Here is a 25,899-nt window from a genome sequence, read left to right on the forward strand (position 1 = left end):
GTCAATGCTCCTTACCAAGTCGCCGTGAACCCGGCGAGCCCGGTACCGGCGTCCGTCAAGGTCGGCGCACCTCCGACACCTCGTCCAACGCTGTCCGGACAGGAGTCCTCGCATGCCTTCAGTCCGCACTTGCGTATCGCTTGACATGATGCCATCTCGCATTGAAAGATGCCTGTCATGCAGGTAGTGACGACGCAGGCCGGCCTGGGCCGGATCGAGGACGGGGCTGCCGCCCTGCTGGACACTGCATTTCCACACGTCAGAGCGGTCCTTCAGCAGGAGGGCTCGCTGCGCTGTCTGGCCTCCTGCCCGGTGCGTCGGCGCATCCCGCTCGAAGAGGTCACCCTTACGGCGCTGTTGGGCCGCCCCCGCGCGGTGTGGGGCGTCGGACTCAACTACGTGTCCAAGGCGGCCCGGACCGGCCGGGGACTGCCCGAGCAGCCGATCCTGTACCTGGCCGCCTCGTCAGGCGTATCGGCACCCGGCGCTCAGGTGGTGATCCCGCGGGCCGCGACCGAACCCGACTACGAGGGGGAGATCGCGGTCGTCGTGGGGCGCCGGCTGTACCAGGCGAGCGAGTCGGAGGTATGGCCCGCGGTCGCCGGAATCACCGCCGCAAACGACATGACGGCCCGTGATGTCATGCGCACCACAGGCATCCCCGCCCTCGCCAAGAGCTACCCGGGGTTCACACCGCTCGGCCCCTCGCTGCGCACTCCCGACGATCTTGCGGACCGCGACGCCATCGGCGTGCGGACCTGGATCAACGGCGAGCTTCTGCAGGACGACACGAGCGCCGGGATGATCTTCCCGATCCCCGATCTGCTCAGCAGGCTGTCGTGGTTCGCCGCGCTCGAACCCGGCGATGTCGTTCTCACTGGAACCCCGGCCGGCACCGGCCAGGACCGTGCGTGCTTCCTCGCCGACGGCGACGAGGTACGAGTCGCCGTCGACGGTGTGCTGCCCCTCCTCACCCGCATCGTGCGTCCCTCGGACGCCTCACCGCGCGACCACCGGCCGATCGAACAGGTCGGCTGACCGCCCCTCACCCTGGAGCAGAAACCGATGTCCCACTCCTCTGCGCCGTCCTACGACCTCGTCCTGACGGGCGGCACCGTCATAGACCCGGCATCGGCCACGAACGCCCGGCTCGACGTGGCGGTCACCGGTGACCGTATCGCCGCGATCGGCGAGGGGCTGGCGGCCGACGCGGCCCGCGCCATCGACGTCACCGGCTCCACCGTGCTACCGGGCCTCGTCGAGGGCCACACCCACATCTTCCAGCACGTCTCCGCCGTCGGCGCCCCCGCCGAGGAAGCCCATCTGCGCCGCGGCGTGGTCGCGGCGGCGGATGCCGGCACGGCCGGCGCCTCGACCTTCGCGGCCTTTCGCAAGCTGGTGGTCGAGCCCAACCCCCTGCGCATCGTCAACTTCCTCAACGTCTCCGTGCTCGGCCTGATCGACTTCAGATTCGGTGAGCTGCTGAACCCCGACACCCTGGTCCCCGAGGACGCGCTCGCGACCGCCGAGGCCCACCCCGACATCGTGCGCGGCTTCAAGATCCGTCTCTCCGAGGACGTCGTCGGCGAGAACTGGGAGTCGCTGCTGAAGAAGTCCGTGGCGCTGGCCGAACAGGCCGGTCTGCCGCTGATGCTGCACATCGGCGAGACCGCGGAGCCGCTGCCCGTCGTCCTGGACCACCTGCGCCCCGGCGACATCGTGGCGCACTGCTACACCGGCAAGCCGCACGGAATCCTCGACGGTGACCACGTGCAGCCCGCCGTCACCGCGGCCCGTGAGCGCGGCGTGCTGTTCGACTCCGCCCACGGCAGGAGCAACCTCAGCTTCGAGGTGGCGCGCCGGGCGATCGCCGACGGATTCCTGCCCGATGTGCTCAGCTCCGACACCAGTGCGCGCAACTGGCGCGGCCCAGTGTTCGACCTGCTCACCAGCATCTCCAAGCTGGTCGCGCTCGGCGCGCCGCTGGAGGAGTGCGTCCGGCGGGCCACCGTCGAGCCCGCGCGACTGCTCGGGCTCGACACCGAGGGCTACGGGCGCCTGGAGGTCGGCGGGCGGGCCGATGTCACCGTCGTCACCGAGACCGACGAAGTCACTCTGCCCGACGCCGCGGGCAACACGATTTTCGCGCCGCGCCTGGAGCCGACCGTGGTGCTGCACGGTGGCGCCGAGGTCGACATCGTGCCGTGGCGAGGACTGCGGTCGGCCTGACCAACTGGCACGCCCAGGGGAGGTTCTCATGACCACCGGTTCCGCCCATCCGCTGCGGCGCCGACTGCGAGCGGCCCTCACGGCGGGGAAACCCGCCGTCGGCACCTTCGTCAAGCTGGCGTCGCCCGACGTGGTGGAACTGGCCGCGACGGCCGGGTTCGCGTTCATCGTCGTCGACCTCGAACACTCCACCCTCAGCGAGCGGAACGCCGTCGACCTGGTGCGCCACGCGGACGCCTGCGGACTGGCGACCCTGGTCCGGGTGCCCGAGGTGGACGCCGCCGCCGTCAACCGGCTCCTGGAGGCCGGGGCGGCCGGGATCCAGTTGTCCATGCTCACCCGCGTCACCCAGGCGCAGGCACTCGTGGCGGCCACTCGGTTCGCTCCGGCCGGCCGCCGCTCCGTGAGCCTTGCCAACCGGGCCGCCCGGTTCGGTGCGGCCCCGCTGGGCGGGTTTCTCCGCGCCGAGCAGGACGACCCGCCGGTGCTCGTGGGCCAGATCGAGACCGCGCGGACCGACCCTCTGCCGGAGCTGGTCGCCGCTCTCGACGTGTGTTTCGTCGGCAGCACCGACCTCGCGGTGGACCTGGGTCTGCCGACGGACCCGGCGGTGCTGCGCGCCGCGGTGAACCGGGTGAACGGCGCCGCCCGTTCCGCGGGGGTGGCGTTCGGAGGCTGGGCGCCGACCCGGGCCGCCGCGGCGGACCTGGGCCTCGATGACGCCGGCTACCTCGTGGTCGGTTCGGACCTGCAGATGCTGGCGGCCGGCCTACGGGCGACCGCCGGAGAGGAAGCTCGATGAGCACACGCAACGCAGCGCTGGTCAACACCGTCGTCAGCTGGGACGAGCTGCCGGCGACCCAGGTGCGGCCCGGGGTACGTCGCCGCGTCTACGCGACGGACGAAGTGATGATCTGCCACCACGAGCTGCAGGTCGGTATGGAACTCAACCCGCACCGGCACGAGGACTTTGACCAACTGGTCCATATCGCCGAGGGGCGCGCGAACTACTACGTGGACGGTGTCGCGCACGACATGCGGGCCGGCTCGTTCCTGCTCGTTCCCCGAGGCAGCGAGCACTACGTGGAGCCGACCGAGGCCCCTTGCGTGAACATCGACTTCTTCGTCCCGCCGCGAGCCGACCTGCTGCCCTGAGCGCCGGACGGCCCGCCACGGACCATGGCTGAAGGCCCACCGCGGACCGCGGTGGGCCTTCAGCCGTCGTAGGACGGTCAGCCGCTGTCAGGGGTGCCCAGCCGCTGCGACAACGCGCGGGCGGTCTCCAGCAGTGCCTGGGCCATCGGCGACGTGACATCGTCGGGCACGGTCGCCGTGGTGCCGACGATCGCGAGCGTCCCGCTGATCTTGTCCCCCTCGAAGATTGGCGCCGCGACGGTGCGGACTCCGTTGACCGTGGGGGAGTTGACCGACAGCCCGTGCTGGCGGATGGCCTCCAGCTCCTCGTTGAGTTCGGGCGAGTTGCGGACGGAACGCGGCAGGGTCGGCACCTGCTCAGGGGGCAGCAGCGCGAGGAAGACGCGCCCCTGTGCCGAGGACGTGAGGTTCAGGCGCGAACCGACCCGGACACTGATGCGCACCATGTGGTCGGTGTTGTCCACCGAGCGCACCACGGTCGCCGACTCACCGTCCCAGACCGACAGTACGATCGTCTCGTCGATACGCCGGACCAGATCCTTCATGTACGGCTCGGCGGCGGCCACGATCGGCAGACCGGCCCGCGCCGCCGAGGCGAGCGTGAGCACCTGGGGACCGAGTGAGTACAGCGAGGTGCGCTCGTCGTACCGGAGTAGATTCGCCGCCCGCAGCGCCTTCGTGTAGCGGTGCGCGGTCGCCTTGCTCGCCCCGAGACGCGCGGTGATCTCGTTGAGGCTCATGTGCGGCTTGCCGACCGTGAACGATCCGAGGATCAGGGCCGCACGCTGCACCGTCTGGATCGTCGGGGCGGTCCTGTCCGGGCCGTCCTGTTCGCCGGTGCCGCCCTGCGCCTTTGTGGGCATGAACGTATCGCTCCCAATCGCACTTGGCTTGCCATAAGACACTAAATGAAACGCCGTATTGAATAGAGTAGTGGTACGGGGAGTGTAACGGCGGGGGCGCGAGAGCCCCTGCGCCGCGGCGTGCCCGGGCGGTGGTCCGGTGCGGGGACTTACGCGTCGGAGGAGTGCCCGGGCGTGATCGAACGGGCCGGGTCCAGCAGGGCGGCGACGTGGTTGACGGCGAGAGCCGCCTCGCCGAAACCGATCGAGATGAGGGTGACCTTGCCGTCGTGGTCGGCGATGTCACCGGCCGCGTACACCCGCTCCCGGCTCGACCGCATGGTGCGGTCGACGAGGATGCGCCGACGGCGCAGTTCCAGTCCCCACCGCTCGATCGGGCCGAGGTCGGCGATGAAGCCGAGCGCGGCCACCACGGTCTGGGCGGGCAGAGTGATCCGGTCGCCGTCGGAGGTGGCGACCACGACCTCCGACACCGCGCCGTCGCCGTGGATCTTCTCGACCTCGTAGGGAGTGAGGACCCGCACCGAGGAGGCGTGAACCTGCTCGACAGTACGTTCATGGGCCCGGAACCGGGCACGCCGGTGCACCAGCGTCACCGACGAGGCGATGGGTTCCAGGGACAGCGCCCAGTCGAGGGCGGAGTCACCGCCGCCGACCACCACGACGTCCTGTCCGCCGAGTTCGTCCAGACGCGGTACGAAGTACCGCAGCCCCCGGTCCAGGTACTCGGAGCCCACCGGGAGTTCGCGGGGGATGAAGTTGCCGATCCCGCCGCACACGAGCACCGCACCCGCGGTGATCCGCGTACCGGTGTCGGTGGCGGCGACGATGCCCTCGGCGGTGTCGTCCAGCTCGGTGACCCCGTGTCCGAGCAGATAGGTGGGGTTCCATTGGTCGGCCTGTTCGGCCAGCCGGTCCACCAGCTCCTGGCCGCGGACGGCGGGGAAGCCGGCCACGTCGTAGATGAGCTTCTCGGGATAGAGCGCGGCGATCTGTCCGCCCACCTCGGGCAGCGCGTCGGCGACCGCCACGCTCATGCCGCGGAAACCGGCGTAGTACGCGCCGTACAGCCCGGTCGGACCGGCGCCCACGATGAGCAGGTCGACGGACACCTCGGCGGCGGCGTCCGTGCCCGCGTGGCCGCTCACGCCGCCACCTCCGGGTGGTCGTGGCCGACGCGGCCTGTTTTGCGGGCTCCGCCGGGGGAGCCGAGGGGTGGGGTGCCGAGGGTGAAGAACTCGACGTTGACCTGCTCGAAGTGCTTGTTGTGCGCGGGCAGGTCTTCGTGGTGGTAGATGGAGATCTGCGGGCAGACGGGTTCGCAGCGCCCGCACTCGACGCATTCGTCGGGCTGGATGTAGAGCATCCGGTCGCCCTCGTAGATGCAGTCTGCTGGGCACTCTTCCATGCAGGACTTGTCCATGACGTCGACGCAGGCGTCGGTGATGACGTACGGCACGCGCTTGTTGCCCTTCACACGATCGTGCAGAATGCGAGACGGTGTATCTCAATGCGAAATTGGATGATGGCGGCGTCAGGTCGGAGTGTCAACTGTGCGACGGATGCTTGACACCGTCGAGTTCACCGAGGGAGGCTAATGCGACATACGAGACGGCGTCTCACGGAATGCCGCTCGGGTCGGGACTTGTGAGAGGCAAACTCCCCATGGGAAGCAATCCCCGGACCGCACCAGCAACGATGATCGTCGAAGACTGGGACCAGCTCACCTTCCGGGTCAACCGCGAGGCGTACCGGAGCCCGGAACTGTTCGCCAGGGAACGCGGCTGGGTGTGGATGCACACCTGGCTCTACCTCGGGCACGAGACCGAGATCCCCAACCCCAACGACTTCAAGGTCCGCACTCTGGGCGGTCGACCGCTGATCTTCTGCCGGGACACCGCCGGCGAGGTGCACGCGTTCCTTAACTCCTGCCCGCACCGCGGCACCGTGCTGTGCCGCGAGAACGAGGGCTCGACCAGGCTCTTCCAGTGCTTTTACCACGCCTGGACGTTCCGCAACAACGGTGAGGTCGCCGCCATCCCGGACGCCGGCGCGTACGAGTCGAGCGACGAGTTCCGGGCCTCCATGGGACTGCGCGGCGTGCCGCGCCTGGAGATCCACGAGGGGTTCGTCTTCGTCTCCTTCGACCCCGACGTCCCGCCGCTGCTCGAACACCTCGGCGACGCCGCCGACTACCTGACGATGATCGACCAGCAGCACGTCGGCGGCATGACCACACTGCCCGGCACGCAGCTCTACAGCGTGCGCGGCAACTGGAAGCTCGCCGTCGAGAACGCGATGGACGGGTACCACTTCGCACCGACCCACAACACGTTCGTGGGCTACCTGCGGGAGAGCGGCTACGCCGTCACCGACGACAACCAGTACGCGTACAACCTCGGCAACGGCCACGGTCTGCTGGTCCTGACCGGGCACGGCGGGCGGATCAGCATGATCTGGGAACCGCGCTTCGGCGAGGCCGAACGGGTCCGCACCGACGCCCACCGGGCCGAGATGACCCAGCGGCTGGGGGAGAAACGGGCGCACCACGTGGCCGACGAGAGCCACATCCTGTTCGTGTTCCCGAACCTGCTGCTGTTCGACATCGAGGGCCTGTCGATCCGCCAACTGGAGCCGGTGGCCCCCGACCAGACCGATGTGCGCGCCTGGCAACTGGTCCCTCGCGCCGAGGACCGGGAGACGCGCGCCCTGCGCATGAAGACGGTCGTCAGCTTTGTCGGCCCGGGCGGCCTCGCCACACCCGACGACATCGAGGCGTACGAGGCGGTCCAGCGCGGCATCCAGGCCACGGCGGGCACCGGGATCCCCGAGCTGGACTTCAGCGACATGTCGCGCGGCATGGCCGACGAGGTCAAGGGAGCGCAGGGCCGGTCGGTCGACGAAGGCGCGATGCGCGGCTTCTGGCGACACTGGATCGACGCCATAGGGTTCGACGACGGCATCGAGATCCACGGCGAGCGTCCGGCTTCCTTCCCGGTGGGGAGGGACGTGCGTTGACGCTCTCCCTCCTGAAGGAGGGAGATTCTTACGGCTCGCGCCGTGAGACTTCCTGTTTCATCGCCGACTGCCCGCCCGGAGTTCTCCGTTGAGGTCTTACACCAGCTCCACAGGCCGACACCGCCCGTCCGGCGGCCAGCAGGTTGCGTGCGGCGTTCACGTCCCGGTCGTGGGTCGTGCCGCAGGCGCACGTCCAGGTGCGGGCGTGCAGCGGCATCTTGTCCTGCAAGGTGCCGCAGACGGAGCACAGCTTGGAGGAGGGGAAGAAGCGGTCGACCGCGATCACTTCCCGCCCGTGCCACTGGGCTTTGTATTCCAGCAGGCTGCGGAACTCGGCCCATGCCGCGTCGCTGATGGCGCGGGCCAGGCTCCGGTTCTTGACCATGTTTCGCACGGTCAGGTCCTCGATCACGATCGTTTGGTTCTCACGAACGAGCCGAGTGGTCAGCTTGTGCAGGCCGTCACGGCGCCGGTCGGCGATCCGGGCGTGGATCTTCGCGACCTTCAGCCGGGCCTTCCTGCGGTTGGCGCCGTCACCCCTGGCCTTGCGCGCAAGGGTGCGTTGGGCCTTCGCGAGCCGGGCACGGTCCGTGCGCTCATGCCTCGGGTTAGCGATCTTCTCACCGGTGGAGAGCATCAGGAGGTGGTTCAGACCGACATCGACACCGACCGCCGCATCCGTGGCGGGGAGCGGCTTGACGGTGGGGTCGTCGCACAGCATGGAGACGAACCAGCGACCGGCGCTGTCCTGGGAGACCGTCACAGTGGACGGCTTCGCCCCCTTGGGGAGCGGGCGCGACCACACGATGTCCAGCGGCCCGGCCATCTTCGCCAGAGTCAGCCTGCCGTCCCGGAAGCGGAAACCGCTGGTGGTGTACTCGGCGGACTGGCGGGACTTCTTGCGGGACTTGAAGCGCGGGTACTTGGCCCGCTTGCTGAAGAAGTTGGTGAACGCGGTCTGCAAGTGCCGCAGCGTCTGCTGCAACGGCACCGACGACACGTCGTTGAGGAAGGCCAGTTCCTCAGTTTTCTTCCACGCCGTCAGCAGGGCCGAGGTCTGGTTGTAGTTGACCCGCTCCTGCCGCGTCCACGCCTCCGTGCGGCCGCAAGCGCCAGGTTGTAGACCTTCCGCACGCACCCGAACGTGCGCGACAGCTCAGCTGCCTGCGCATCCGTCGGATAGAAGCGGTACTTGAACGCCCGCCTCACATGGTTCGTGGTCACGCTCACAAACTAATGCGACCGCATGTAAAGATCAAACCTGCGGGTCAGAGCACTGTGATCCGCCCTGGCGGTGAATCGCAGCCCTTGCCCTGCTCCGCAGGAGTCCGTTTCCTCTCCGCTCTGAAGGGCGGAGTATCCACGGAGGAATCAGATGACGACGATCGGCAACCGCAGCTCCGTGTGGTGTGCGGGACGCACCGTCACCCGGCAGGACGTGGAGGACTTCCTCTACACCGAGGCCGACATCCTCGACCGCTGGGACTACGACGGCTGGCTCGCCCTCTTCGAGCCCGGCGCCCGCTTCGAGATCCCGACCACCGACTACCGGCCCGGCTGGTCGCCGCACGAGAACGGATCATTCGTCGACGATGACTGGGACCTGCTCCTCGCCCGGGTCAAGCGCCTGAAGTCCCGCAAGGCGCATGCCGAGAACCCGCACTCACGCACCCACCGACTGGTGTCCAACGTGCGGCTCTCCGAGGGCACCGAGGACTCCTTCAAGGTGGCCGCCTCCTTCGTGGTGCACCGCGCCCGCGACGGGCACTTCGACGCCTACGTCGGGTGGTACGACCACCTCCTGGTGCCCACCGAGGACGGGCTCCGCTTCCGGTTGCGGCGTTCCGTCCTCGGTCACGAGTCGCTCGCGGCGGGCGCCCGACTCAGCTTCATCCTCTGACCGGCGACGGACGGTGACCCGATGATCAGACACACCTTGTCCTTCCGTTTCGCCGAGGGGACCGACCGGACGACGCGCGAGTCCGTGCTGGGCGAACTGCGCACCTTCCCGGACCGGTACCCGGCCATGCGCGGCTTCGTTCTCGGCGAGAACATCAGCACCCGCGACCAGACCTTCACCCACACCATGGCCGTCGACTTCGACAGCCAGGACGACCTGCTCGCCTATCTCGGCAGCGAGTCGCACGAACACTTCGTGCGCACTCGCTGGCGGCCGGTCATCGCCCAGCAGGCCATCACCTCGTTCGAGTTCGCCGAGCGGGCGCCGCTCACGGCAGGAAGGAGACCGCCGGTGAGCACCCGCCCGCACGGCCCGTACGGCATGGAGTACGCCCGGATCGAGGTTCCGGACATGGAGGCCACAATCGACTTCCTCGAATACCACGTCGGTCTGCAACTGGAGCAGCGCACGGACGACCACGCCTACCTGCGCGCCGACATCGAGCACCACGCGATCGAGTTGATCCACGCGCCCGAACGCGCCGACGGATGGACGACCGCCGTCGGCTACAGCGTGGAGAGCGAGGAGGTCCTGGAGCAACTGCACAAGGCCGTTCTCGACGCCGGCCTTGAGGTCCTGGAACTGCAGGAGCGGCAGAAGGCGCTGTGCGACAACGGCTTCGCGGTGAAGGACCCCAACGGTCTGATCGTCGAGCTGTTCACCGAGTTCCAGGAGTACGCCGAGCCGCCCCACATCGAGGTCCGGCCGCTCGACCTGGTGCACCCCTTCATCGCCACCCCGAAGTTCGAGGAGACGCTGGACTTCTACCAGAACGTTCTGAAGTTCCTGCCCTCGGACCACATCGTCGGCTCGACCACGTTCTACCGCTGCGAGGACCGCTACCACCACAGCCTCGCGGTGCAGAAGAACACGGAGCACTATGTCGCGCACCTGTGCTTTGCGATGAAGAGCCTCGACCATGTCATGCGGATGCGTGCCCGCGCGCTGTACAAGGGTGCCCCGATCGCCTCCGACATCGTCAACCACTCGGCATCGACGTCGATCGCGTTCTACATGCACGACACCCGCTTCGGCCCGCGATACGAGCTGTGCGATCGGCACCGGGTGTTCACACCGGAGGAGCACGAGACTCACCGGCCCCGCAGAATGCCGGCCGACCCGCGCAACATCGACGTGTGGCGTCCGGCCTCCGACGACTGGGGACGCTTTTGAGACAGCAGTTGCTGGACGTCCTGCGGCTGCTTGACACGACCCCCGCGCCACGAGGTCAGGAACGGACGGCGACCCATCGGTTGCGCAGTTGGTGCGCGGCCCGGTGGCCGCACATCGAGTGGCAGGTGCAGGAGTACGGTCGCGAGGGCGGCAGCCTGGTCGCCGCGCATGGGGCCGGCCCACTGCTGTACTCCCACCTCGACACGTCGCTGAACCACGACGGCGCGGGCATCCGGCTCATCACCGGCGACGCCGCGCCGGTCGGTCCGCTCGGCGTGGCCGGCGACGTGGTGACCGGCTTCGGGCTCGGGGTCGCTCGTGGGCCGGTGGCCGCCGCGCTGGTCGCCTTCGCCGAAGCGGGTGCCGGACGGCTGCTGCTCGCCGGCTCCGGGACACACCGCCGCGCCGGCGGGATCACCGGCCTGGAGGCATATATCGACGCGTACCCGCTGCCGCGGTCCGCGATCGTGGCCAAGTGCGGCCCTCCCACGCTGTTGTGGCACGAGCCCGGGGCGCTCTACCTGACCGTCCGGGTCACCGGCCGCTCAGGGGCCGCGATGGCGGCGGAGTCGGCCACGCCGCCCGGGGGAGTTGTCGCCTCGGCCGGCGTCATCCTGGACGAGCTGGCCCGCTGGCGCACGGCGTACCTGGCCGCCGACCCGCGGCTCGGGCAGACCGGCCGGGCCTGTGGCATCGGTGCGATCGATAGCGGCTGGCCGGACAAGCCGGACCTCCTGCCGGCCCAGATGCGGATCGGTCTGTACGTCGTAGCCGGTGGCCAGGTGGAGCCGAAGGCGCTGGCGGCCGAGCTGGCCGACCGGTTGCGGATGCGGTGCGCGGAGTCGGTGCTGCGGAACTGCGCGGTCGATGTGGAGGCCGAGCCGGTGGCGTCGGCTGCGGCCACGCCGACCGACGCCCCGGTGGTGACGGCAGCCTGGGCGGCCTGGCTCGACGAGTTCGGCTCGCCGCCGCCGACCGTCACCGGCTGGACGGGATCGACCGACGGCGTCGTGCTGCGCGCCTGCGGCGTCGAGACTGTGCGCCTCGGCCCGCAGGCGAAGCCGGCCGCCGATGATCCGCGTTGCGATGAACTGTCGCTGGCGCAGCTGACCACCTATGCGCGCATCTATCGGCGGCTGTTGACAGAGCTGCCGGCGTAGCCCGGAGATTCTGGCGCGGGCGGCAGTTGCCGACGAACCGTGCGGGCAGCTCGTCGACAGCGCGGGCCACCCGCCACACCGGGAAGTCGACGGGACCCGGCGCACGGAGACGATGGGCACGCCGGGAGGTTCCCGCGGGAACGGCGCCGGCCGCTGACGTCCAGGGGAGGTGTGGGCCTGTCCGAAGGGGAAGACCTCGCCAACCGGGCGATCTCGAACAAGGCGGTGACCGGTATCCGCCGAGCCACGGGGCTCGTGCACGGTACCCGCCGGGTGATCGTCACCATGACCCGCACCGTCAAGGACGGCATCCCGAAGAGTGTGCCGGAGCGCGACCTGTCGCTCACCGGGAAGGGCTGCGTGGACCGGATCGTCACCGACTCGGTGTCCTCGACGGCACCGGTGGCGGTTTGGCCCTGTCGAGACCGCCTCCGGCGTCACCGCCCCGGGAGACCAGCGAGGCCGGCCGCGAAGGTGCTCGTCCCCACGGACATGCCCCCCGTGAAGCGTAGCGACGCCGTCCGTACCCGGTCGGAGGGCACGGCGGCTCTGTCGGGTGCGCGCCCCGGACGACCTCACCGCCTCTGTGGTGAAGGCCCTTCCGTATCGCGCCCCGGCGGTTCGGCGCTCCTCGCCGGAGCGTCGGCGAGAGGTCGCCGACCGTAGCCACGTCAACGGGGATTGCCCACCCAGGTCGCAACCGGCGGGGCGGTCGAGTCGGGCTACGCGGGTCGGTTCCATCCGTCTTCTTCGGAGGGAATCCCCGACTTCAGTCGGGGAGGGAATCCGATCCTGGGCCCGGAGGTGCGGAGCGCCGGAGTTCTCTACATCTCCGTTGTGACGGTCAGGTAGGCCGCTTCTGGTTCTCGATGTAGTGACCATCCCCTCGTAGCGTAGAGGCCGTGATTGCAGGGGAAGTTGGGGTCATGGCAGAGAAGCGACGGAAGTTCGACGCGGAGTTCCGTGAGGGGGCTGTGCGGATCGTCTCCGAGACCGGTCGGCCGATCGCGCAGGTCGCGAAGGACCTGGGGATCAACGAGACCACCCTGAGCACCTGGGTGTCGAGGGCGACGAAGGCCGGCGGGGACGGGACGCTGAGCGTGCCCGGGCGCGAGGAACTGGCCCGGCTGCGCAGGCAGGACGCGGAGAAGAACAAGCGGATCAGGGAGCTCGAGATGGAGCGTGACGTCCTCAAACGCTGCATGGCCCTTTGGGTGAAGTAGCTGAGGGGGACCCGGCGTTGCTCGTTGGGGTGATCAGCGACCAGAGGACCGAGTAGGACATCCCGCACACCGTCGCCTGCCGCGCTCTCGGGGTATCCGAGGCGTGGTTCTACAAGTGGCGCCGCCGGCCGTTCGAGCCCACGAAGCGCGAGGCCAGGAGGAGGCAGCTGGAGGAGAGGATCACGTATTCTTCCGCGAGTCGGGCGATACCCACGGCTCCCCGCGGGTCACCCTGGACCTGTGGGCCGAGGGCTGGCAGGTCTCGGTGAACACGGTCGCCGAGATCATGGCCGACCTGGGACTGCAGGGCCGTAAGCCGCCCCGCAGGCGACGCTCGCTGACCTGGGACCGCGGCAAAGAACTGGCCCAGCATGCCCAGCTCCGCATCGACACCGGGCTGCAGGTCTACTTCGCCGACCCGCACAGCCCCTGGCAACGGGGCACCAACGAGAACACGAACGGACTCCTTCGCCAGTACTTTCCGAAGGGCACCGACCTGTCGCGATGGGATACCGATGAACTCGCGGCCGTTGCTCTCGCACTCAACAACAGGTCCCGCAAGACCCTCGGTTGGAAGACACCCGCCGAAGCCCTCAACGAACATCTACTCTTGGTCCAAGAAGCCGGTGTTGCGACGACCACTTGAGCCCGGTGAGTGCACCAGCGAGGCGTACAACAACCGGTGCGACAGGCTGGGCGTGGTGCAGTCCATGGGGCGCGTGGGATCAGCCCTGGACAACGCCGCCGCCGAGTCGTTCAACTCGCTGATCAAGGTCGAGTACATCCACCGCAACCGGTTCGCCACCCGCGCCGAGCCCCGGCTGAAGATCGCCACCTGGATCACGAACTTCTACAACCCGCGCCGCCGCCACAGCGGGGCCGCCGGCCTACTGCCAATCGAGTTCGAACGCACCATCAGCGAAGCACGAGCCGAGCACCATCAGAAGGACCAAGCCGCGTAAGGAAGGCCTCTACGTTTCCAGGGGATTGACAACGTCACACTCCCCAGTCGTCGTTCACGGTGATGGCGTCGGCGATGCGGAATCGGCCACCAGCCAGCGGTGGTCCGGTGTGCTCACTCATTTCCACGACGTGCTTGCCGAACCTGGGCGTCAGCGGGCGGCCGACATCACGCTTGAGCCACAGACGCAGCAGGTGCCGGCGGCGTTCCGGCTGCGGGTGGTCGACGTAGCTGGTACGCGAGTGCAACGCGGCGTAGTTGAGCAGCCACTGCACATCCCCGGGCTGGAATTCCATGTCGATCGGCAGGCCGTGGTGCTGGGAGATCTCGTCGAAGAGGTTGATGGCCTCGACCTGGTCGGGCGTCAGCTTCGGGACGTCGGGGTACTGCTGGGCGCTGAAGACCATCGAACTGCCCGCGTAGGTGCTGAAAACGCCGTCGACGTAGCTGATGATCGGCGAGGTGTATGTCAACTCCGGGGAGTCGGGGTCCTGGCGCCGCCAATCCCAGTGATAGGAGTCGAAGAGCCGAGGGGCGAGGTCCGGTCGGCGGAGCAGCAACTCGTTGTAGATCGTGGTGCCGCTGACCAGACTGGAGGATCCGCCCTCCTTGGCACCTCGCAGACACATGAGGGCGACGACGTCGGAGCTGTCCGAGTGGAACGGCAGTCGGTCCCGCACACGGGAGGGCAGGGCGCCCTCGTCGGACAACGTCTTGTCCGACGTGGCGATCACGTGGTCGAGCAGGTCGCCGCGCTGGTTCTGCCCGATCGGCCGACCGAGGTGCAGGCCCATGACGAAGAAGATGGCCGCGGCCATGACGTCGCCGTATTCCTTGGTGCGCAGGCCACGCACCAGGACGAAGCCCCGGCCGGTGTCCATCTGGCGGGCGCACTCGTCGTTCAGGGCACGACAGGCGTCGAACGGGTAGTCGGCGGCGGTGACGGTGCGCAGGTCTGGGTCGTCGGCGACGAAGCGCCGGCCCAGGTCTTCCAGCTCGGCGCGCTCGGCGTCGCTGAGGACGTAGATCCACTCCGTGGACTTGGACAGCTCGTCGCCGCGCCAGGCGGACGGCCCGGAAATCGGCTCACGGCCGACAATGGAGGTCACGCTGATGCACTCCTCGAATATGTGCTGACAGGCCAGTCGGCGAAGACACGACAGACGACGTTTCGGTGTGCGGTGGCTGCTCATCGCGCGGCGACGAACGGCACTCAGAAAAAAACTCAGAAGACTGGGAACACTCAGAACGGAGTCTGTGGCTCGCTGGCAGCCGTTCCGGGGCGCAGTCCCTCCCGGGGCGGGAAGTAGCTGAGCTGTTGGTCGAAGGTCCGGCGGCCAGCGCACGACACGAGCAAGGCGCCCATGAGAGCGACTGGCCTCATGCTGGTCCCGTCCTTTCGAGAAGTGTCCCCACGGTAGGGGAGGCCCGTGCGCTCGTCAATATACGAGACGCCATCTTGCAAAGCGGCATATTGAACGAACGGTGGCATCCCCGCCGTACGCGGCTCGGTGGCCGGGCGCTGCGACAGAACGTCGGCGCGCGCATGGGGTCGGGGCGACCACAGGTGCCCGCGCGGCAGGTGGCCGGGTGCGACGAGACGGCCGTGGCCGGGTGGAGGGGGCGATCTGGGCCGAGGCGAAAGAGCCTGGGCGGCGTCGACGGCACCAAGCCGCCGCCATTCCAAGTGAACGGACCACCGGTCACGGACTTACGCCATGTAACGATCCATCAGCTTGCAATCCTCAGAAAATGACGGGCTTCTGACCAGTGGGGTGAGCGAGCCGCAAGGGGAGCGCCGGCTCACAGCCGAGTCAACGAACTGCCGGCAGCGTCCGAGTGACCAACTCGCTTCCCACGCCAGCGATATGTCGGCCCGTCAGACCTCTTCGGTCGAGGCGCGGACGATGAGCTCAGGAGGGAACTGCTCGACCCGCTCGGTCCGTTCCCGGCTGGGAGCCTGAAGGAGCGTCAGCGCGCGCTGCGCCATGGCTGACAGCGGGTGGCGGATGGACGTGATGGGTGGGTCGAGGAGCTTGATCATCTCGGTGTCATCGAACCCGGTGACGGCAATCTGCCGGGGTACGGCGACCGACGAGCGGTGCAGCGTGCTCACGAGCCCCACGGCAAGGACGTCCGCTCCGCAGACGACCGCGTCGACCCGGTCGCGCTGCTCGATGATGCGACGCCCCGCCGTCCGTCCGGCGTCCGTGGTGAAACTGGGCAGGAGGATGGTGGTGGCTTCAGGCCCTTGAGCCTCGACGAAGGCCGCCAGCCGTTCGGCACCCGAGGAGGACGCCTGATCGGCGACGAGCGCGATCCGTCGCCTCCCTATGCCCTCCAGGTGATCGAGGAGGAGCCGCACCGCGGACGCGTTGTCGAGCGTGACGGCGACCGTGCCGGATCCCTTGGCCCACCGGTCGAAGAGGACCACCGGACCCCGTCTGGAGGCATCGCGGATAGCGGGTCCGGATGCGTTGACGGACACCGGGATGACGAGCAGACCGTCCACCCGGCCGGCGAGCAGGGTGTCGATCTGCTCGGCCTCGACCGCGGTGTCGTTCGCCGCGTCGGAGATTACGAGCGTTCCGCCGGCGGCACGCACCTGTTGCGCGATGGCATCGGCGAGTTGGACGAAGTAGGGGTTGGCGAGCGTGGGGACCACCACGCCGATGGTCCCGGTGGCGCCGGTCCGCAGCGCCCGGGCGGAGTGGTTGGGCTGGTAGCCGAGCCGGTGCGCGGCCTCTTCGACGCGGCGCGCGAGCTCGGGATCGACGTTGCGCGGCGTGCCGGCGAGGACCCGTGATGCCGTCGCGCGGGAGACCCCGGCGGCCTCGGCCACGTCGATGAGTCGGGGCGCTGTCACGTGGGTGTCCCTCTCGGTTGGGGGGAGCGGGTGCGCCGGAGCAGCGGGAAAATCCGGCAGTACGAGACTACTTGACGGCGCGGGTGAGCTGGTCCAGCATATCGGAAATCGATCTCCCAAGGAGTCCGCATGTCGCTCATCACCGTTGTTGGTTCGGTGAATCGCGACTTCGTCCTGACCGTCAAGAACCTGCCGCACCCCGGCGAGACCGTGCTCGCGCAGCACTTCGTGGAGGGGGTCGGCGGCAAGGGCGCGAACCAGGGCGTCGCCGCCGCCCGCCTCGGACCACGGGTGCGTCTCGTCGCCCGGGTCGGCGCGGACGCGTCCGTCGACGCGCTCGCGTCCGAAGGCGTGGACGTCGGTGCCGTGCGGTCAAACGGGCTGGCCGCGAACGGAATCGCCACGGTGGTCGTCGACGACGCCGGCGAGAACACCATCGTCGTCAACCCCGGCGCTAGCGCCGACCTCAGCGTCCAGGACCTGCCGGCCCGACTCGTCCGGTCACCGGGAGAGGACGTCCTGGTCCAGCACGAGATCCCACCCGACGTGGGCAAGCGGGCGGTCCTGCGCGCCCACGAGCAGGGAGGGGTCGTTGTCCTCAACCCCGCCCCCGCCCGATCGACGCGCAGGTACTGGTCGCCGTCGACGTCCTCGTCCCCAACCTCGGCGAACTCGCCTCGATTCACGGCGCCGACCGGCCCGCCACCGTCGACGAAGCCCGCGCCCTGTTGGAGCGCGCCGCGCTCCCGTGCCGGACCGTCGTGGTGACGCTCGGGGCGGACGGTGCTGCCTGCAAGGAGGCGCACGCAACGCACACCGTCCACGTCCCCGCGCCGTCGGTGGAAGCCGTCGACAACTTCTGCGGTGCCCTGGCGGATGCGCTCGCAAGCGGCACCGCCCTCCCTGCCGCGGTCGAACGCGCCGTGCTCGCGGCCTCGCACGCTGCCACTGGCCTCGGTGCCCAGACCGCCATGCCGTACGCGGCCCAGCTCGACCCACCCGCGGTCATTTCCGCTTCCTGAACCCCTGAGGGTCACCCACCAGCACTACGGAGAACCACGCATGAGGAACCTCAAGATCGGCGTGTTCGAGAACGCGCAGACCAATGCGAGCGGCACGGCCACCTGGCGTCACCCCGACAGCCGGCGGCACCTCTTCGACACCCTGGAGTACTGGCGCGAACTTGCCGCGATCTGCGAGGACGCCAAGCTGGACTTCCTGTTCCTCGCCGACGCCTGGGGCTGGTCCGAGATCAACGGCACGCGCCCGCCCATCGCCACGGAGGAGACCCTCGACCTCCCGAGGCTCGACCCGATGGTCGTGGCGTCCGCGCTGCTGTCCACCACCACCGACCTGGGCCTCGTCGTGACGGGCTCCGTCCTCGTGGAGCCCCCGTACGCTTTCGCGCGCCGCATCGCCACGCTCGACCAGCTCTCCGGCGGCCGGATCGGCTGGAACATCGTGACGACCGGCACGGCCGACACCGCGGTCAAGGCGTTCGGCATGGAGATGGTGGCCCATGACGACCGCTACCGGATGGCCGAGGACTTCCTCGACCTCGTCTACAAGTACTGGGAGGGTGCCTGGGAGCCGGACGCGCTGGAGAAGGACAAGGACGGAAGGTTTGCCGACCCCGCCAAGGTGCACCTCGTCACCCACAAGGGCCCGTTCTTCCGCTCGGAGGGGTATGGCAACACCGCGCGTTCCCCGCAGGGCACGCCCGTTCTGTTCCAGGCGGGAGCGTCGCCCGCCGGCCGCCGGGTCGGGGGCCGGCACGGCGAGTGCATGTTCGTGGGCAGCGGCTCGGTCGAGCAGCTCGCCGGGCACACCGCCTCAATCCGCGAGGAGGCGGTCAAGGCGGGCCGTCGAGCCGACGAGGTGAAGGTGATGTCGGCGTTCTCCTGTGTCGTCGGTGCCACGACGTCCGATGCGGAGCGGCGCTACCAGCGGATCCTTGAGGCCCAGCGGCCCGAGGCGTCCGTCGCCAGCTATGCCATGTTTACCGGGCTCGATCTCTCGTCCTACGCGCCCGAGACGCCGATGACGGATCTGTCCACCGAGCTGTCCCAGACCCAGGTGGCCCGCTTCGCTGGCAAGACGGTCGGCGACGTCCTCACCGACTGGCACAAGCACGGCGTCGGAGCGCGGCCGGTTGTCGGCACGGCCGAGGAGATCGCCGACGAAATCTGCGCCCTCGCGGAAGGCGCCGACCTCGACGGTTTCTTGCTGTCCCCCATGATCCAGCCGAGCTCGACGACGGACTTCATCGAGTCGGTCCTGCCGATCCTGCGGGCACGTGGGGTCTTCCGCGGAGAGTACGCGCAGGGCGAGAGCCTGCGCGAACGACTCACCGGAGCGTCCGACCGCGCGCTGCCGGCCAGCCACCCCGCGTCCCGCCACCGGCACTGAGCACAGAACCCGCGACGAGAGGATGTCGAAGACCATGGCCACGTCTGCCCACAACCCGTCCGGGGCGTCCGCACCGGCGGAGCTGCACGCGGCAACGCTGCGACGCGCCTTCGGGGCCTACCCGACCGGAGTCGTCGCGATCGGCGCGCTGCTCGGGAACGAGCCGGTTGGGTTCGCGGCGAGCTCGTTCGTCTCGATCTCGCTCCAACCGCCCATGGCCGCGGTCAGCGTGGCCCGCACCTCGACCACCTGGCCGCGCCTCACGGGGGCACCCGTCCTGGGGCTGAGCGTGCTCAGCCATGGTCAGGGCGCGCTGTGCCGACGTCTGGCGTCCAGGGAGGTCAACCGTTTCGACGGCGTCGCGTGGCAGGCGACGCCTGATGGCGCCGTCGTGATCGAGGACGCCGCGCTCTGGCTGACGGCCCGGGTGAGCGCGACCTACGACGGCGGCGATCACGAGATCGTGCTCATGGAGTTGCTGACGGTCGAGCTCTTCACCGGTGTGGAGCCGCTCGTCTTCCACACCAGCCAGTTCCGCGAGCTCATCCCCCATGGGTGACCCCCTGACGGTCTCCGCGCACCTCGCGGGCGCGGTGGTGCACGGTGCCGGTCGGGGCCGCGGGCTCGGGTTCCCCACCGCGAACGTCGCGGCCGACCCGGGCTCGCTGGTGCCACCACCCGCGATCTACAGCGGCTGGGTGGTACGCCACTCGACCGGCGTCGTCCACCACGGCACGATCAGCATCGGATCGAACCCGACCTTCTGCGACACCAAGGATGTGCACGTCGAGGTGTATTGCCATGACACCTCGGACCAGTTCTACGGTGAGCGCGTCGGACTGTGGTTCGTGGCACGGATCCGAGACACGGTGAAGTTCGCATCCCCCGAGGACTTGGTGCGCGCCGCCCGGCGGGATGTCCTGCGGTCCGAGGAACTCCTCGCCTCGGACCGCGCGCGGCGCGTCCTCGACGATGCGCTCGCCACGTACCGGAGCACCGCCTCCTCCTGAGGCACCCCTGCGCACGGACTCGGCGCGCGGCGCCGACCTCCCTGCGTCACCACCGGCCCCGTTTCGGGCCGACAGCCCACTCCCAGCCTTGCTCCGAATGAACAAAGGTGTGAGTAATGAGTGCATTCCAGTGGTTGAACGAGCAGTTCAGCTTCTTCGGCTTCCCCGTCTACTGGTCCGACTTCCTCGGCAACCTCCTGGCGCTGGCAACCGTCTGGCTGGCGCTGCGACGGTTCCTGGTTGCCTGGCCGGTGCAGATTCTGGGTTCGATTCTGCTGTTGATCGCGAGCCTGAACGTCGATCTCGGAGGCAACGCCGCTCGGCAGGTTGTGATCATAGCGTCGGCGTCGTGGGGCTGGGCGACATGGCGCCGCAGCAAGGAGAAGGAGGGCACGATCAACGTCCGATGGGCGTCCTGGCGGGAGCGCAGCGTACTGCTCGCCGCCATGACCGCCGGGACCTTCGCGTTCGGCGCCCTGCTCAAGACGACTGACGCGTCGTTCTACCCCGGCGCTCCCTGGTGGATGGTCCTCGCGGACGCCTGGATCTTCGTCGGCTCGATCCTGGCGATGTACACCCAGGCCCGGCGGTACGTGGAGTTCTGGTTCGTCTGGCTGGCCGTCGACCTCGTCGGGGTGCCCCTCGCCATCCACTCCGGGTTGTACTTCTCCGGGATCGTCTACGCGATTTTCTTCGTCATGGTCATCATCGGCATCCGCGACTGGGCCTCCCGCAGCAGGGGCCAGGAGATCGCCTCGCCCCTTGAGCCGGCCGTTGTCCTGGAGGGTCGGAACGACTCGCCATCGGCCACGGGGACGTACGCTCCCAGATCGGGCACGGAAGCGGCGAGCGGCTCTGGAGCTGCCGATTGACCGATGGTCACCGTCGTGGAGAGCCCAGCCCGGGCACACCTGGGCTGGGCATCGCGCCTGACTCATCGTATGCCGAGCTGTGCTGTACCCTCCGGGTGATCAAGGACTGGGGGACGGTGCGTACGGAGCAGGCGGCGGCGATGCGGCCGCCTCGGCGAACCCATGACGGCCGCCGCCGACATCACCTACCACCTGCTCGTGGCCGTCCACGAGGACGCCGCCGCCCACCTGCGGTCCTGGAGCAGGTTCGCTGGCGCGGAGCCCGGCGGGCAGGGAAGCGGAATGAGGTGCCACGCTGTGTGATCCACCCTCTCCAGAACGTCGCGTACGCCAGCTGCCCATAGGTCGGCGATCACGGGGACGAGCTGTGTGTTGAGGCGGCTGCCGGCGAAACCCTCCCGGCTGGCGACGGGGTCGAACTGGGTGTGGAAGCGGGCGGCCACGTCCAGCGGGGCGACGGGCAGGCCGGCATGGACGCTGCCGTTCGTCCCACGCTCCAAGGGCAGCGCGACGCCCACGGGCACGACCGGGCCCAATGCCTTGTGACTCCGTTCCCAGTCGGGGTGCGGTGCTACCTGCGCCGTGTACACACGCCAAAGCGCTGCGTCGGACGTCCGGGCGTGCTGCACATTCACGTCGTGCTCGACGCCGTCGATCAAGAGCTGACGCTGTGTCACATCTTCCCAGGACAGGGTTAGTACGGTGCTGTGCCCGCCCGCCGTCACCTCGAGGCCGCGGAGGTGACGCAGGAAGAGCAGGGAAGCGTCGTTCCAGTCCTCGAACCATTCAAAGAGCTGGGCCGCGGTCAGTGTGCCGGGGGCCAGCGGGATGCGGAAGACGGTCCACTCCGGTCCGGAGATTCCGTCGGGGAGTTCCGGCGGCGCCGTGGGTTCGAGGTTGGTACCGGAGAAGCGCACGTGGAAGGGGTGGCAGTGCACCTCCCACACCGTGGTGAGGGCCCTGAGCGTGGACAGTCCGATGCCGAACCGGCCGGTGGCTTCGGCGTCGGCCGTCTTGCCGCTGAGCCAGGGCATGCCGAGCGGTAGGACATCAGCCAGGCGCAGGCCGGCTCCGTCGTGGGCGACCAGAATGTCGTCGGACCGCAACAGGATGCGCAGTTGTCCGGCTCCCGCATCGTCGGAGTTCTGAACGAACTCGGAGAGGAGCTGGAGCCGATCGGTCGAGAGTGTCTTGGCGCCGTGCAGCGTGCTCTCGGCCATCTTGCGGTGGACCCCACGGCTGCTGCGCAGCCCCTGATCGAGAAGCCGGACCGCGCGTGCCGCTTCTTCCGAAGTCGGCACCTCCACTTCCGTAGATGCATCCGGCCGGTGATCGCCCAACGCCACTCCAGGAACAGGGCGTCGATGTGCGGAACTCCGTCGTCGAAGGTGTACACACCGCCGAGGTCTTCGCCGGCTTCGAGGCGGTCGCGGTCGGCCTGCAGGAAGACGATGTCGTGACCGCCGTCGAGGAGGGCGTCGATGAATGGGCGGCGGTGGCTGCGGCCCCGTCCGGGGTGTCGGTGACCCCGTTGCCGAGGAAGCCCCAGAAGCTGGATCCCCGACGAGGCTACCGGGATTTGGCAGACCGCCGTGGACCGTTGGCACGTCGACTTCGTCGACCTGTCCGGCAAGCAGGGCCTGCTCGGGCAGCGGCGATCCGCCGGGTCCTGCCGCAGGCCACCCTGGTCGTGGACGACTTCCACCTGGTGCAGCTGGCGAACCAGACCCTCACCGAGGTCCGCCGCTGGGTCACCGTGACCCACCGCGGCCGGCGCGGCCGCAAGGGCAACCGCGAGTGGGAACTGCGCAACCGGCTCACCCGCTCCGCCGCCCGGATGCGCGGCGAGCACGTCGACGCTCTCCTCGACGAGCTGTCCAACCTGCCCAGGGTGATCGGCGCGCCGATCACCGTTGCGTGGAACGCCAAGGAAGACCTCCTGGACCTGCTTGCCACCACCCGGACCCGCCCGGACCGGGAACAGGTCCGCGATCTGCTGTACCGGTTCTACCGCCGATGCGCCGACGCCGACCTTCCCGAACTGCAGCGCCTAGCCACAATCGTCGAGACACGGTGGCCAGAGATCCTTGCGTTCCTGCACACTGGGATCACCAACGCTGGCTCCGAAGGCACCAACCGGGTCATCAAGACCATCGCCCGCGACGCCTACGGTTTCTGCAACCCCGGCAACCAGCGCTTACGCACCCGCTGCGCGACCACCCGTCGAGCCCGTGGACACCTCGATGCCCGCTACTGAGATTCCGGGCGTGATGTCGCGCGGCTGTATGGGCCCTGAACTGCGGGTCTGTCCGAACCTTCGGCGACACCACGCAGAGATCGTCAGTAATTTCGTTGAGCCCGCACCCTGCAATCGTGTTGGCTAGCGGCACCGAACTGTCAGTACCGCAGGTGTCCGCTTGGCTGTAGCAGGGAGTTAAACGTGCAGGACATTGTTGTCGACCCCGTTGCCCACAATCGGGCAGCCTGGGACAAGTATGTCCAAGAGGGCAACGAGTGGTCGAGGCCGGTGAGTGCTGAGGATGTCGAGCGCGCCCGCATGGGCGACTGGTCGATTGTTCTCATCGGGCGTGAGCCAGTCGACCGCTCCTGGCTGCCGACGGACCTGACCGGCAAGGACGTGTTGTGCCTGGCCTCCGGCGGTGGCCAGCAGGGTCCGATCCTCGCCGCCGCAGGGGCGCGGGTCACCGTATTCGACAACTCACCCCGCCAGCTCGGCCAGGACCAGATGGTGGCGGCGCGCGACGGACTCGAGCTGCGCACCGTCCTAGGCGACATGCGCGACCTCAGCGCCTTCGGCGACACAACATTCGACGTCGTATTCCATCCGGTCTCTAACCTATTCGTACCAGACTTGGCACCGGTGTGGCGTGAGTGCTTCCGCATCCTGCGACCGGGCGGAACTCTGCTCGTGGGCTTCCTCAACCCTGATGTGTACTTGTTCGACCACGAGGCGCTCGACGAGCGCGGCGAGCTGATCGTCGTGCACAAGCTGCCCTACAGCGATGTCACGCAGTACTCCGCCGAGGAACGCGCCACGAAGTTCGGCGCGGATGCCGCTCTTGAATACAGCCACACCCTCACCGACCAGATAGGCGGGCAACTCGCCGCGGGGTTCGTCCTCACCGGCTTCGCGGAAGCGCCGCACCAATCCAACGCATCCGCTCAATACATGTCGAACTATTTTGCGACGCTGGCGGTCAAGCCGGGCTGACCCAGCCGTGGGGCCGGCCGAGACGGCCGTGTCTCCGAATGGCCAAGTGGAGCGCTGTGCCATCCCGACCCCCACTAACTTCCTAACTTCGCTGAGCCACGATCGTTGGGCCGAAGGCAGCCTTTTGCCGTGTCTGTCAGCGTCCGGTCGTTGTCAGTGCTTGCTGGCAGGATCACGGGGATGACACCGTTGCTTCTTTCCGACATCGAACGAGCCGTCCGGCGTCGATACCCACCGCGACACCCTTGCGGCAGCAGCTGTCAGTCCCATCGGCGCCGTGCTGGCCAGCACCGATTCACCCGCCAACGCCCGCGGCTACCGCCGCCTCCTGGACTTCTCCCGCGAGCACGTCCCCGGGCGGCGCTGCTGGGCTCTGGAGGGTATCGGCAGCTACGGCGCGGGCCTCGCAGCCTTCCTTGACCAAGCAGGCGAGCGCGTCGTCGAGGTCTGCCGGCCCAAGCGGTTGCCCAATCGGGGGCGGGCGCAAGACGGACATGCTCGACGCCATCCGGGCCGCGAAGGAGGCGCTGGCAACCGAGCATCTGATCCAACCCCGGCTTCGCGGCGAACGCGAGGCCCTGCGGGTCCTCCTTGCCACCCGTCACGGCGCTGTCCTCGCCTCCACCGCCGAGGATCTCCGCGCCGGCGGCGGCGAACTCCGCCACCGCCTCGCGGTCGGTCCAATCGGGCAGCGGATGCGCGAACAGCCGGCTCATCGTCGCCTGGTCATGGTCGGGGAGGTCATCGTCGGGCGGGCCAGGCGCAACCGCGCGGGTGCCGGCCAGGGTGAGCGCCGAGAACGCGCCTGGATGGTCGAGCACGGCCACCTGGGCGACCATCCCGCCGACGCCGATCCCCGCGAGGTGCGCGGGCCCCCCGCCGAGCACGCCGGCAAGGGCCGCCGCGTCGGCGGCGAGGTCGCGCAGGGTGTAGGCGGGCGCCTCCGGATCCGTCATCGTCGACTCCCCGCTGTCGCGCAGGTCGTAGCGCACCACACGGCGCCCGCCAGCGGCGAGGCGCTCGCACAGCGCGTCGGGCCAGGAGAGCATCGTCGTCCCGCCCGCGAGCAGGACGAGTGGCGCGTCGTCGTCACCGAACGACTCGATACCCAAGGCGATCTCGTTGGCGTTGACGGTGGTCATCGGATCACCGGAGAACGTCGTAGGTCAGGTGCGTCGCGGTCGATGTCGAGGTCTCGCTCCGCTGCACCAGCGTGTGCGGCGCTGCGCCGGTGAACAGTGGCGTCCCGGCACCCAGCACGACGGGCGCAAGGTGCAGCGTCAGCTCGTCGACCAGCCCGGCGTCGAGCGCCGAGCCGATTGTGGCGCCGCCGCCCATGAGGACGACGTCGAGGTCCTTGCCGCTGTCCGACGACGCCTCCTCGGCGCGCTTGCGCGCGGCGGTGACGGCGCCAGGCAGACCGGTGGTAACGAACGTCCAGTCGAGGTCGGTGAGCCGCACCGACGCCGGCGGCGAACTCGTCACGACGACGAACGCGGGCTTGCCGACCTCGCCGGCGCCGTAGCCGGACTTGTCGTCCCAGCCGTACGGCCTGTCGACCACGTCGAAGAGCCGGCGGCCGAGGACAACGGCGCCCGAGCGGGCGGTCGCCTCGCGCAGGACCCGGCGGTCGTCGGGGTCGTCGGAAAATGCCCAGGTGTGCAGGACCTCACCGCCGCTGCCCAGACCGTTGTCCGGGCCGGGGTCGGGCCCGGTGACGAAGCCGTCGAGAGAGACCGAGATGTCAGCGATGATTCGAGTCATGCCA

26 protein-coding genes and 2 pseudogenes are annotated in these 25,899 nt (G+C 68.9%); 19 read left to right on the forward strand and 9 right to left on the reverse strand.

Annotation, left to right across the window (positions count from 1 at the left end):
• Positions 1-177: 177 nt before the first annotated feature.
• Genes OG395_RS48535 through OG395_RS48550 form a run of 4 tightly spaced genes read left to right on the forward strand, consistent with a single transcriptional unit; the run spans position 178 to position 3,384 of the window.
• Positions 178-1,038 carry a fumarylacetoacetate hydrolase family protein gene (locus tag OG395_RS48535; RefSeq protein ID WP_327248616.1) on the forward strand — a complete coding sequence of 287 codons (861 nt, stop codon included), beginning with the start codon at positions 178-180 and terminating at the stop codon, positions 1,036-1,038.
• Between the two features lie 27 nt (positions 1,039-1,065).
• Positions 1,066-2,229 carry an amidohydrolase family protein gene (locus OG395_RS48540; RefSeq protein WP_327248617.1) on the forward strand — a complete coding sequence of 388 codons (1,164 nt, stop codon included), beginning with the start codon at positions 1,066-1,068 and terminating at the stop codon, positions 2,227-2,229.
• A gap of 28 nt (positions 2,230-2,257) precedes the next feature.
• Positions 2,258-3,031 carry an HpcH/HpaI aldolase family protein gene (locus tag OG395_RS48545; RefSeq protein WP_327248618.1) on the forward strand — a complete coding sequence of 258 codons (774 nt, stop codon included), beginning with the start codon at positions 2,258-2,260 and terminating at the stop codon, positions 3,029-3,031.
• Entirely contained in the window at positions 3,028-3,384 is a 357-nt protein-coding gene (locus OG395_RS48550) for a cupin domain-containing protein (RefSeq protein ID WP_326793601.1), read from the forward strand. The genes OG395_RS48545 and OG395_RS48550 overlap by 4 nt, the downstream gene beginning before the upstream one ends.
• A 77-nt stretch (positions 3,385-3,461) precedes the next feature.
• On the opposite strand, the gene OG395_RS48555 is transcribed toward OG395_RS48550, so the two are convergent.
• The 3 genes from OG395_RS48555 to fdxA all read right to left on the reverse strand — a co-directional run bounded on the left by OG395_RS48555 (position 3,462) and on the right by fdxA (position 5,670).
• Positions 3,462-4,247 carry an IclR family transcriptional regulator gene (locus OG395_RS48555; RefSeq protein ID WP_327248619.1) on the reverse strand — a complete coding sequence of 262 codons (786 nt, stop codon included), beginning with the start codon at positions 4,245-4,247 and terminating at the stop codon, positions 3,462-3,464.
• Positions 4,248-4,396: 149 nt separating this feature from the next.
• On the reverse strand, positions 4,397-5,395 hold the full coding sequence (locus tag OG395_RS48560; protein WP_327248620.1) for an NAD(P)/FAD-dependent oxidoreductase: 999 nt from the start codon (positions 5,393-5,395) through the stop codon (positions 4,397-4,399).
• Positions 5,392-5,670, reverse strand: coding sequence for a ferredoxin (gene fdxA, locus OG395_RS48565; protein ID WP_442818804.1), 279 nt, complete (start codon positions 5,668-5,670; stop codon positions 5,392-5,394). The genes OG395_RS48560 and fdxA overlap by 4 nt, the downstream gene beginning before the upstream one ends.
• A gap of 275 nt (positions 5,671-5,945) precedes the next feature.
• Here fdxA and OG395_RS48570 point away from each other — a divergent pair, with 275 nt between their 5' ends.
• Positions 5,946-7,265, forward strand: a complete 1,320-nt coding sequence (locus tag OG395_RS48570; RefSeq protein ID WP_327248621.1) for an aromatic ring-hydroxylating oxygenase subunit alpha — start codon at positions 5,946-5,948, stop codon at positions 7,263-7,265.
• A 28-nt stretch (positions 7,266-7,293) separates the two neighbouring features.
• On the opposite strand, the pseudogene OG395_RS48575 reads toward OG395_RS48570, so the two are convergent.
• Positions 7,294-8,495, reverse strand: a pseudogene (locus tag OG395_RS48575) (RNA-guided endonuclease InsQ/TnpB family protein).
• Between the two features lie 145 nt (positions 8,496-8,640).
• Between OG395_RS48575 and OG395_RS48580 the strand changes: the two are divergent.
• The 6 genes and pseudogenes from OG395_RS48580 (at position 8,641) to OG395_RS48610 (ending at position 13,743) form a co-directional block, all read left to right on the forward strand.
• Complete coding sequence (locus OG395_RS48580; protein ID WP_327248622.1) at positions 8,641-9,165, forward strand: aromatic-ring-hydroxylating dioxygenase subunit beta; 525 nt, start codon at positions 8,641-8,643, stop codon at positions 9,163-9,165.
• Between the two features lie 21 nt (positions 9,166-9,186).
• Positions 9,187-10,398: a Dabb family protein gene (locus tag OG395_RS48585; protein ID WP_327248623.1), complete on the forward strand. Its 1,212-nt coding sequence runs from the start codon at positions 9,187-9,189 to the stop codon at positions 10,396-10,398.
• A complete protein-coding gene (locus tag OG395_RS48590; RefSeq protein WP_327248624.1) occupies positions 10,395-11,558 on the forward strand; it encodes a hypothetical protein in 1,164 nt (387 codons plus the stop codon). The genes OG395_RS48585 and OG395_RS48590 overlap by 4 nt, the downstream gene beginning before the upstream one ends.
• Before the next feature lie 926 nt (positions 11,559-12,484).
• Entirely contained in the window at positions 12,485-12,781 is a 297-nt protein-coding gene (locus OG395_RS48595; protein ID WP_327248625.1) for a transposase, read from the forward strand.
• Positions 12,782-12,974: 193 nt separating this feature from the next.
• Positions 12,975-13,427: pseudogene (locus OG395_RS48605) on the forward strand (IS30 family transposase); the annotation flags it as partial.
• Entirely contained in the window at positions 13,411-13,743 is a 333-nt protein-coding gene (locus tag OG395_RS48610) for an integrase core domain-containing protein (RefSeq protein ID WP_327248626.1), read from the forward strand. The pseudogene OG395_RS48605 and the gene OG395_RS48610, both read left to right, overlap by 17 nt.
• 34 nt (positions 13,744-13,777) lie before the next feature.
• On the opposite strand, the gene OG395_RS48615 is transcribed toward OG395_RS48610, so the two are convergent.
• Together OG395_RS48615 and OG395_RS48620 are read right to left on the reverse strand one after the other, a co-directional pair.
• Positions 13,778-14,851, reverse strand: a complete 1,074-nt coding sequence (locus OG395_RS48615) for a TauD/TfdA family dioxygenase (RefSeq protein WP_327248627.1) — start codon at positions 14,849-14,851, stop codon at positions 13,778-13,780.
• A 770-nt stretch (positions 14,852-15,621) separates the two neighbouring features.
• Complete coding sequence (locus OG395_RS48620; RefSeq protein WP_327248628.1) at positions 15,622-16,608, reverse strand: LacI family DNA-binding transcriptional regulator; 987 nt, start codon at positions 16,606-16,608, stop codon at positions 15,622-15,624.
• Positions 16,609-16,737: 129 nt separating this feature from the next.
• On the opposite strand from OG395_RS48620, the gene OG395_RS48625 reads away from it, so the two are divergent.
• The 6 genes from OG395_RS48625 (at position 16,738) to OG395_RS48650 (ending at position 20,899) form a co-directional block, all read left to right on the forward strand.
• Positions 16,738-17,376: a PfkB family carbohydrate kinase gene (locus tag OG395_RS48625; RefSeq protein WP_327248629.1), complete on the forward strand. Its 639-nt coding sequence runs from the start codon at positions 16,738-16,740 to the stop codon at positions 17,374-17,376.
• Positions 17,289-17,630 (forward strand): PfkB family carbohydrate kinase, encoded by a 342-nt coding sequence (locus OG395_RS48630; protein ID WP_327249700.1) that lies wholly within the window; start codon positions 17,289-17,291, stop codon positions 17,628-17,630. The genes OG395_RS48625 and OG395_RS48630 overlap by 88 nt, the downstream gene beginning before the upstream one ends.
• 40 nt (positions 17,631-17,670) lie before the next feature.
• On the forward strand, positions 17,671-19,017 hold the full coding sequence (locus OG395_RS48635) for an NtaA/DmoA family FMN-dependent monooxygenase (RefSeq protein WP_327248630.1): 1,347 nt from the start codon (positions 17,671-17,673) through the stop codon (positions 19,015-19,017).
• A 34-nt stretch (positions 19,018-19,051) separates the two neighbouring features.
• A complete protein-coding gene (locus tag OG395_RS48640; protein ID WP_266991788.1) occupies positions 19,052-19,576 on the forward strand; it encodes a flavin reductase family protein in 525 nt (174 codons plus the stop codon).
• The gene (locus tag OG395_RS48645) at positions 19,569-20,027 is read left to right on the forward strand and encodes a riboflavin kinase (RefSeq protein WP_327248631.1); all 459 of its coding nucleotides are present in this window, start codon (positions 19,569-19,571) and stop codon (positions 20,025-20,027) included. The genes OG395_RS48640 and OG395_RS48645 overlap by 8 nt, the downstream gene beginning before the upstream one ends.
• A 116-nt stretch (positions 20,028-20,143) precedes the next feature.
• Positions 20,144-20,899, forward strand: a complete 756-nt coding sequence (locus OG395_RS48650; protein ID WP_327248632.1) for a nicotinamide mononucleotide transporter family protein — start codon at positions 20,144-20,146, stop codon at positions 20,897-20,899.
• Between the two features lie 185 nt (positions 20,900-21,084).
• Here the strand turns inward: OG395_RS48650 and OG395_RS48655 are convergent, their stop codons facing one another.
• A complete protein-coding gene (locus OG395_RS48655; RefSeq protein ID WP_327248633.1) occupies positions 21,085-22,200 on the reverse strand; it encodes an ATP-binding protein in 1,116 nt (371 codons plus the stop codon).
• Between the two features lie 14 nt (positions 22,201-22,214).
• On the opposite strand from OG395_RS48655, the gene OG395_RS48660 reads away from it, so the two are divergent.
• Together OG395_RS48660 and OG395_RS48665 are read left to right on the forward strand one after the other, a co-directional pair.
• Positions 22,215-23,156 (forward strand): transposase, encoded by a 942-nt coding sequence (locus OG395_RS48660; protein WP_327248634.1) that lies wholly within the window; start codon positions 22,215-22,217, stop codon positions 23,154-23,156.
• Between the two features lie 183 nt (positions 23,157-23,339).
• The gene (locus OG395_RS48665; protein ID WP_327248635.1) at positions 23,340-24,131 is read left to right on the forward strand and encodes a class I SAM-dependent methyltransferase; all 792 of its coding nucleotides are present in this window, start codon (positions 23,340-23,342) and stop codon (positions 24,129-24,131) included.
• Positions 24,132-24,391: 260 nt separating this feature from the next.
• Here OG395_RS48665 and OG395_RS48670 read toward each other — a convergent pair whose 3' ends face one another.
• Positions 24,392-25,273, reverse strand: a complete 882-nt coding sequence (locus OG395_RS48670; RefSeq protein WP_327248636.1) for an alpha/beta fold hydrolase — start codon at positions 25,271-25,273, stop codon at positions 24,392-24,394.
• A gap of 4 nt (positions 25,274-25,277) precedes the next feature.
• Entirely contained in the window at positions 25,278-25,895 is a 618-nt protein-coding gene (locus OG395_RS48675) for a dihydrofolate reductase family protein (protein WP_327248637.1), read from the reverse strand.
• Positions 25,896-25,899 lie beyond the last annotated feature (4 nt).

The sequence above is a fragment of the Streptomyces sp. NBC_01320 genome, from assembly GCF_035974375.1.
In the GTDB taxonomy this organism is placed as follows: Bacteria; Actinomycetota; Actinomycetes; order Streptomycetales; family Streptomycetaceae; genus Streptomyces; species Streptomyces yanii.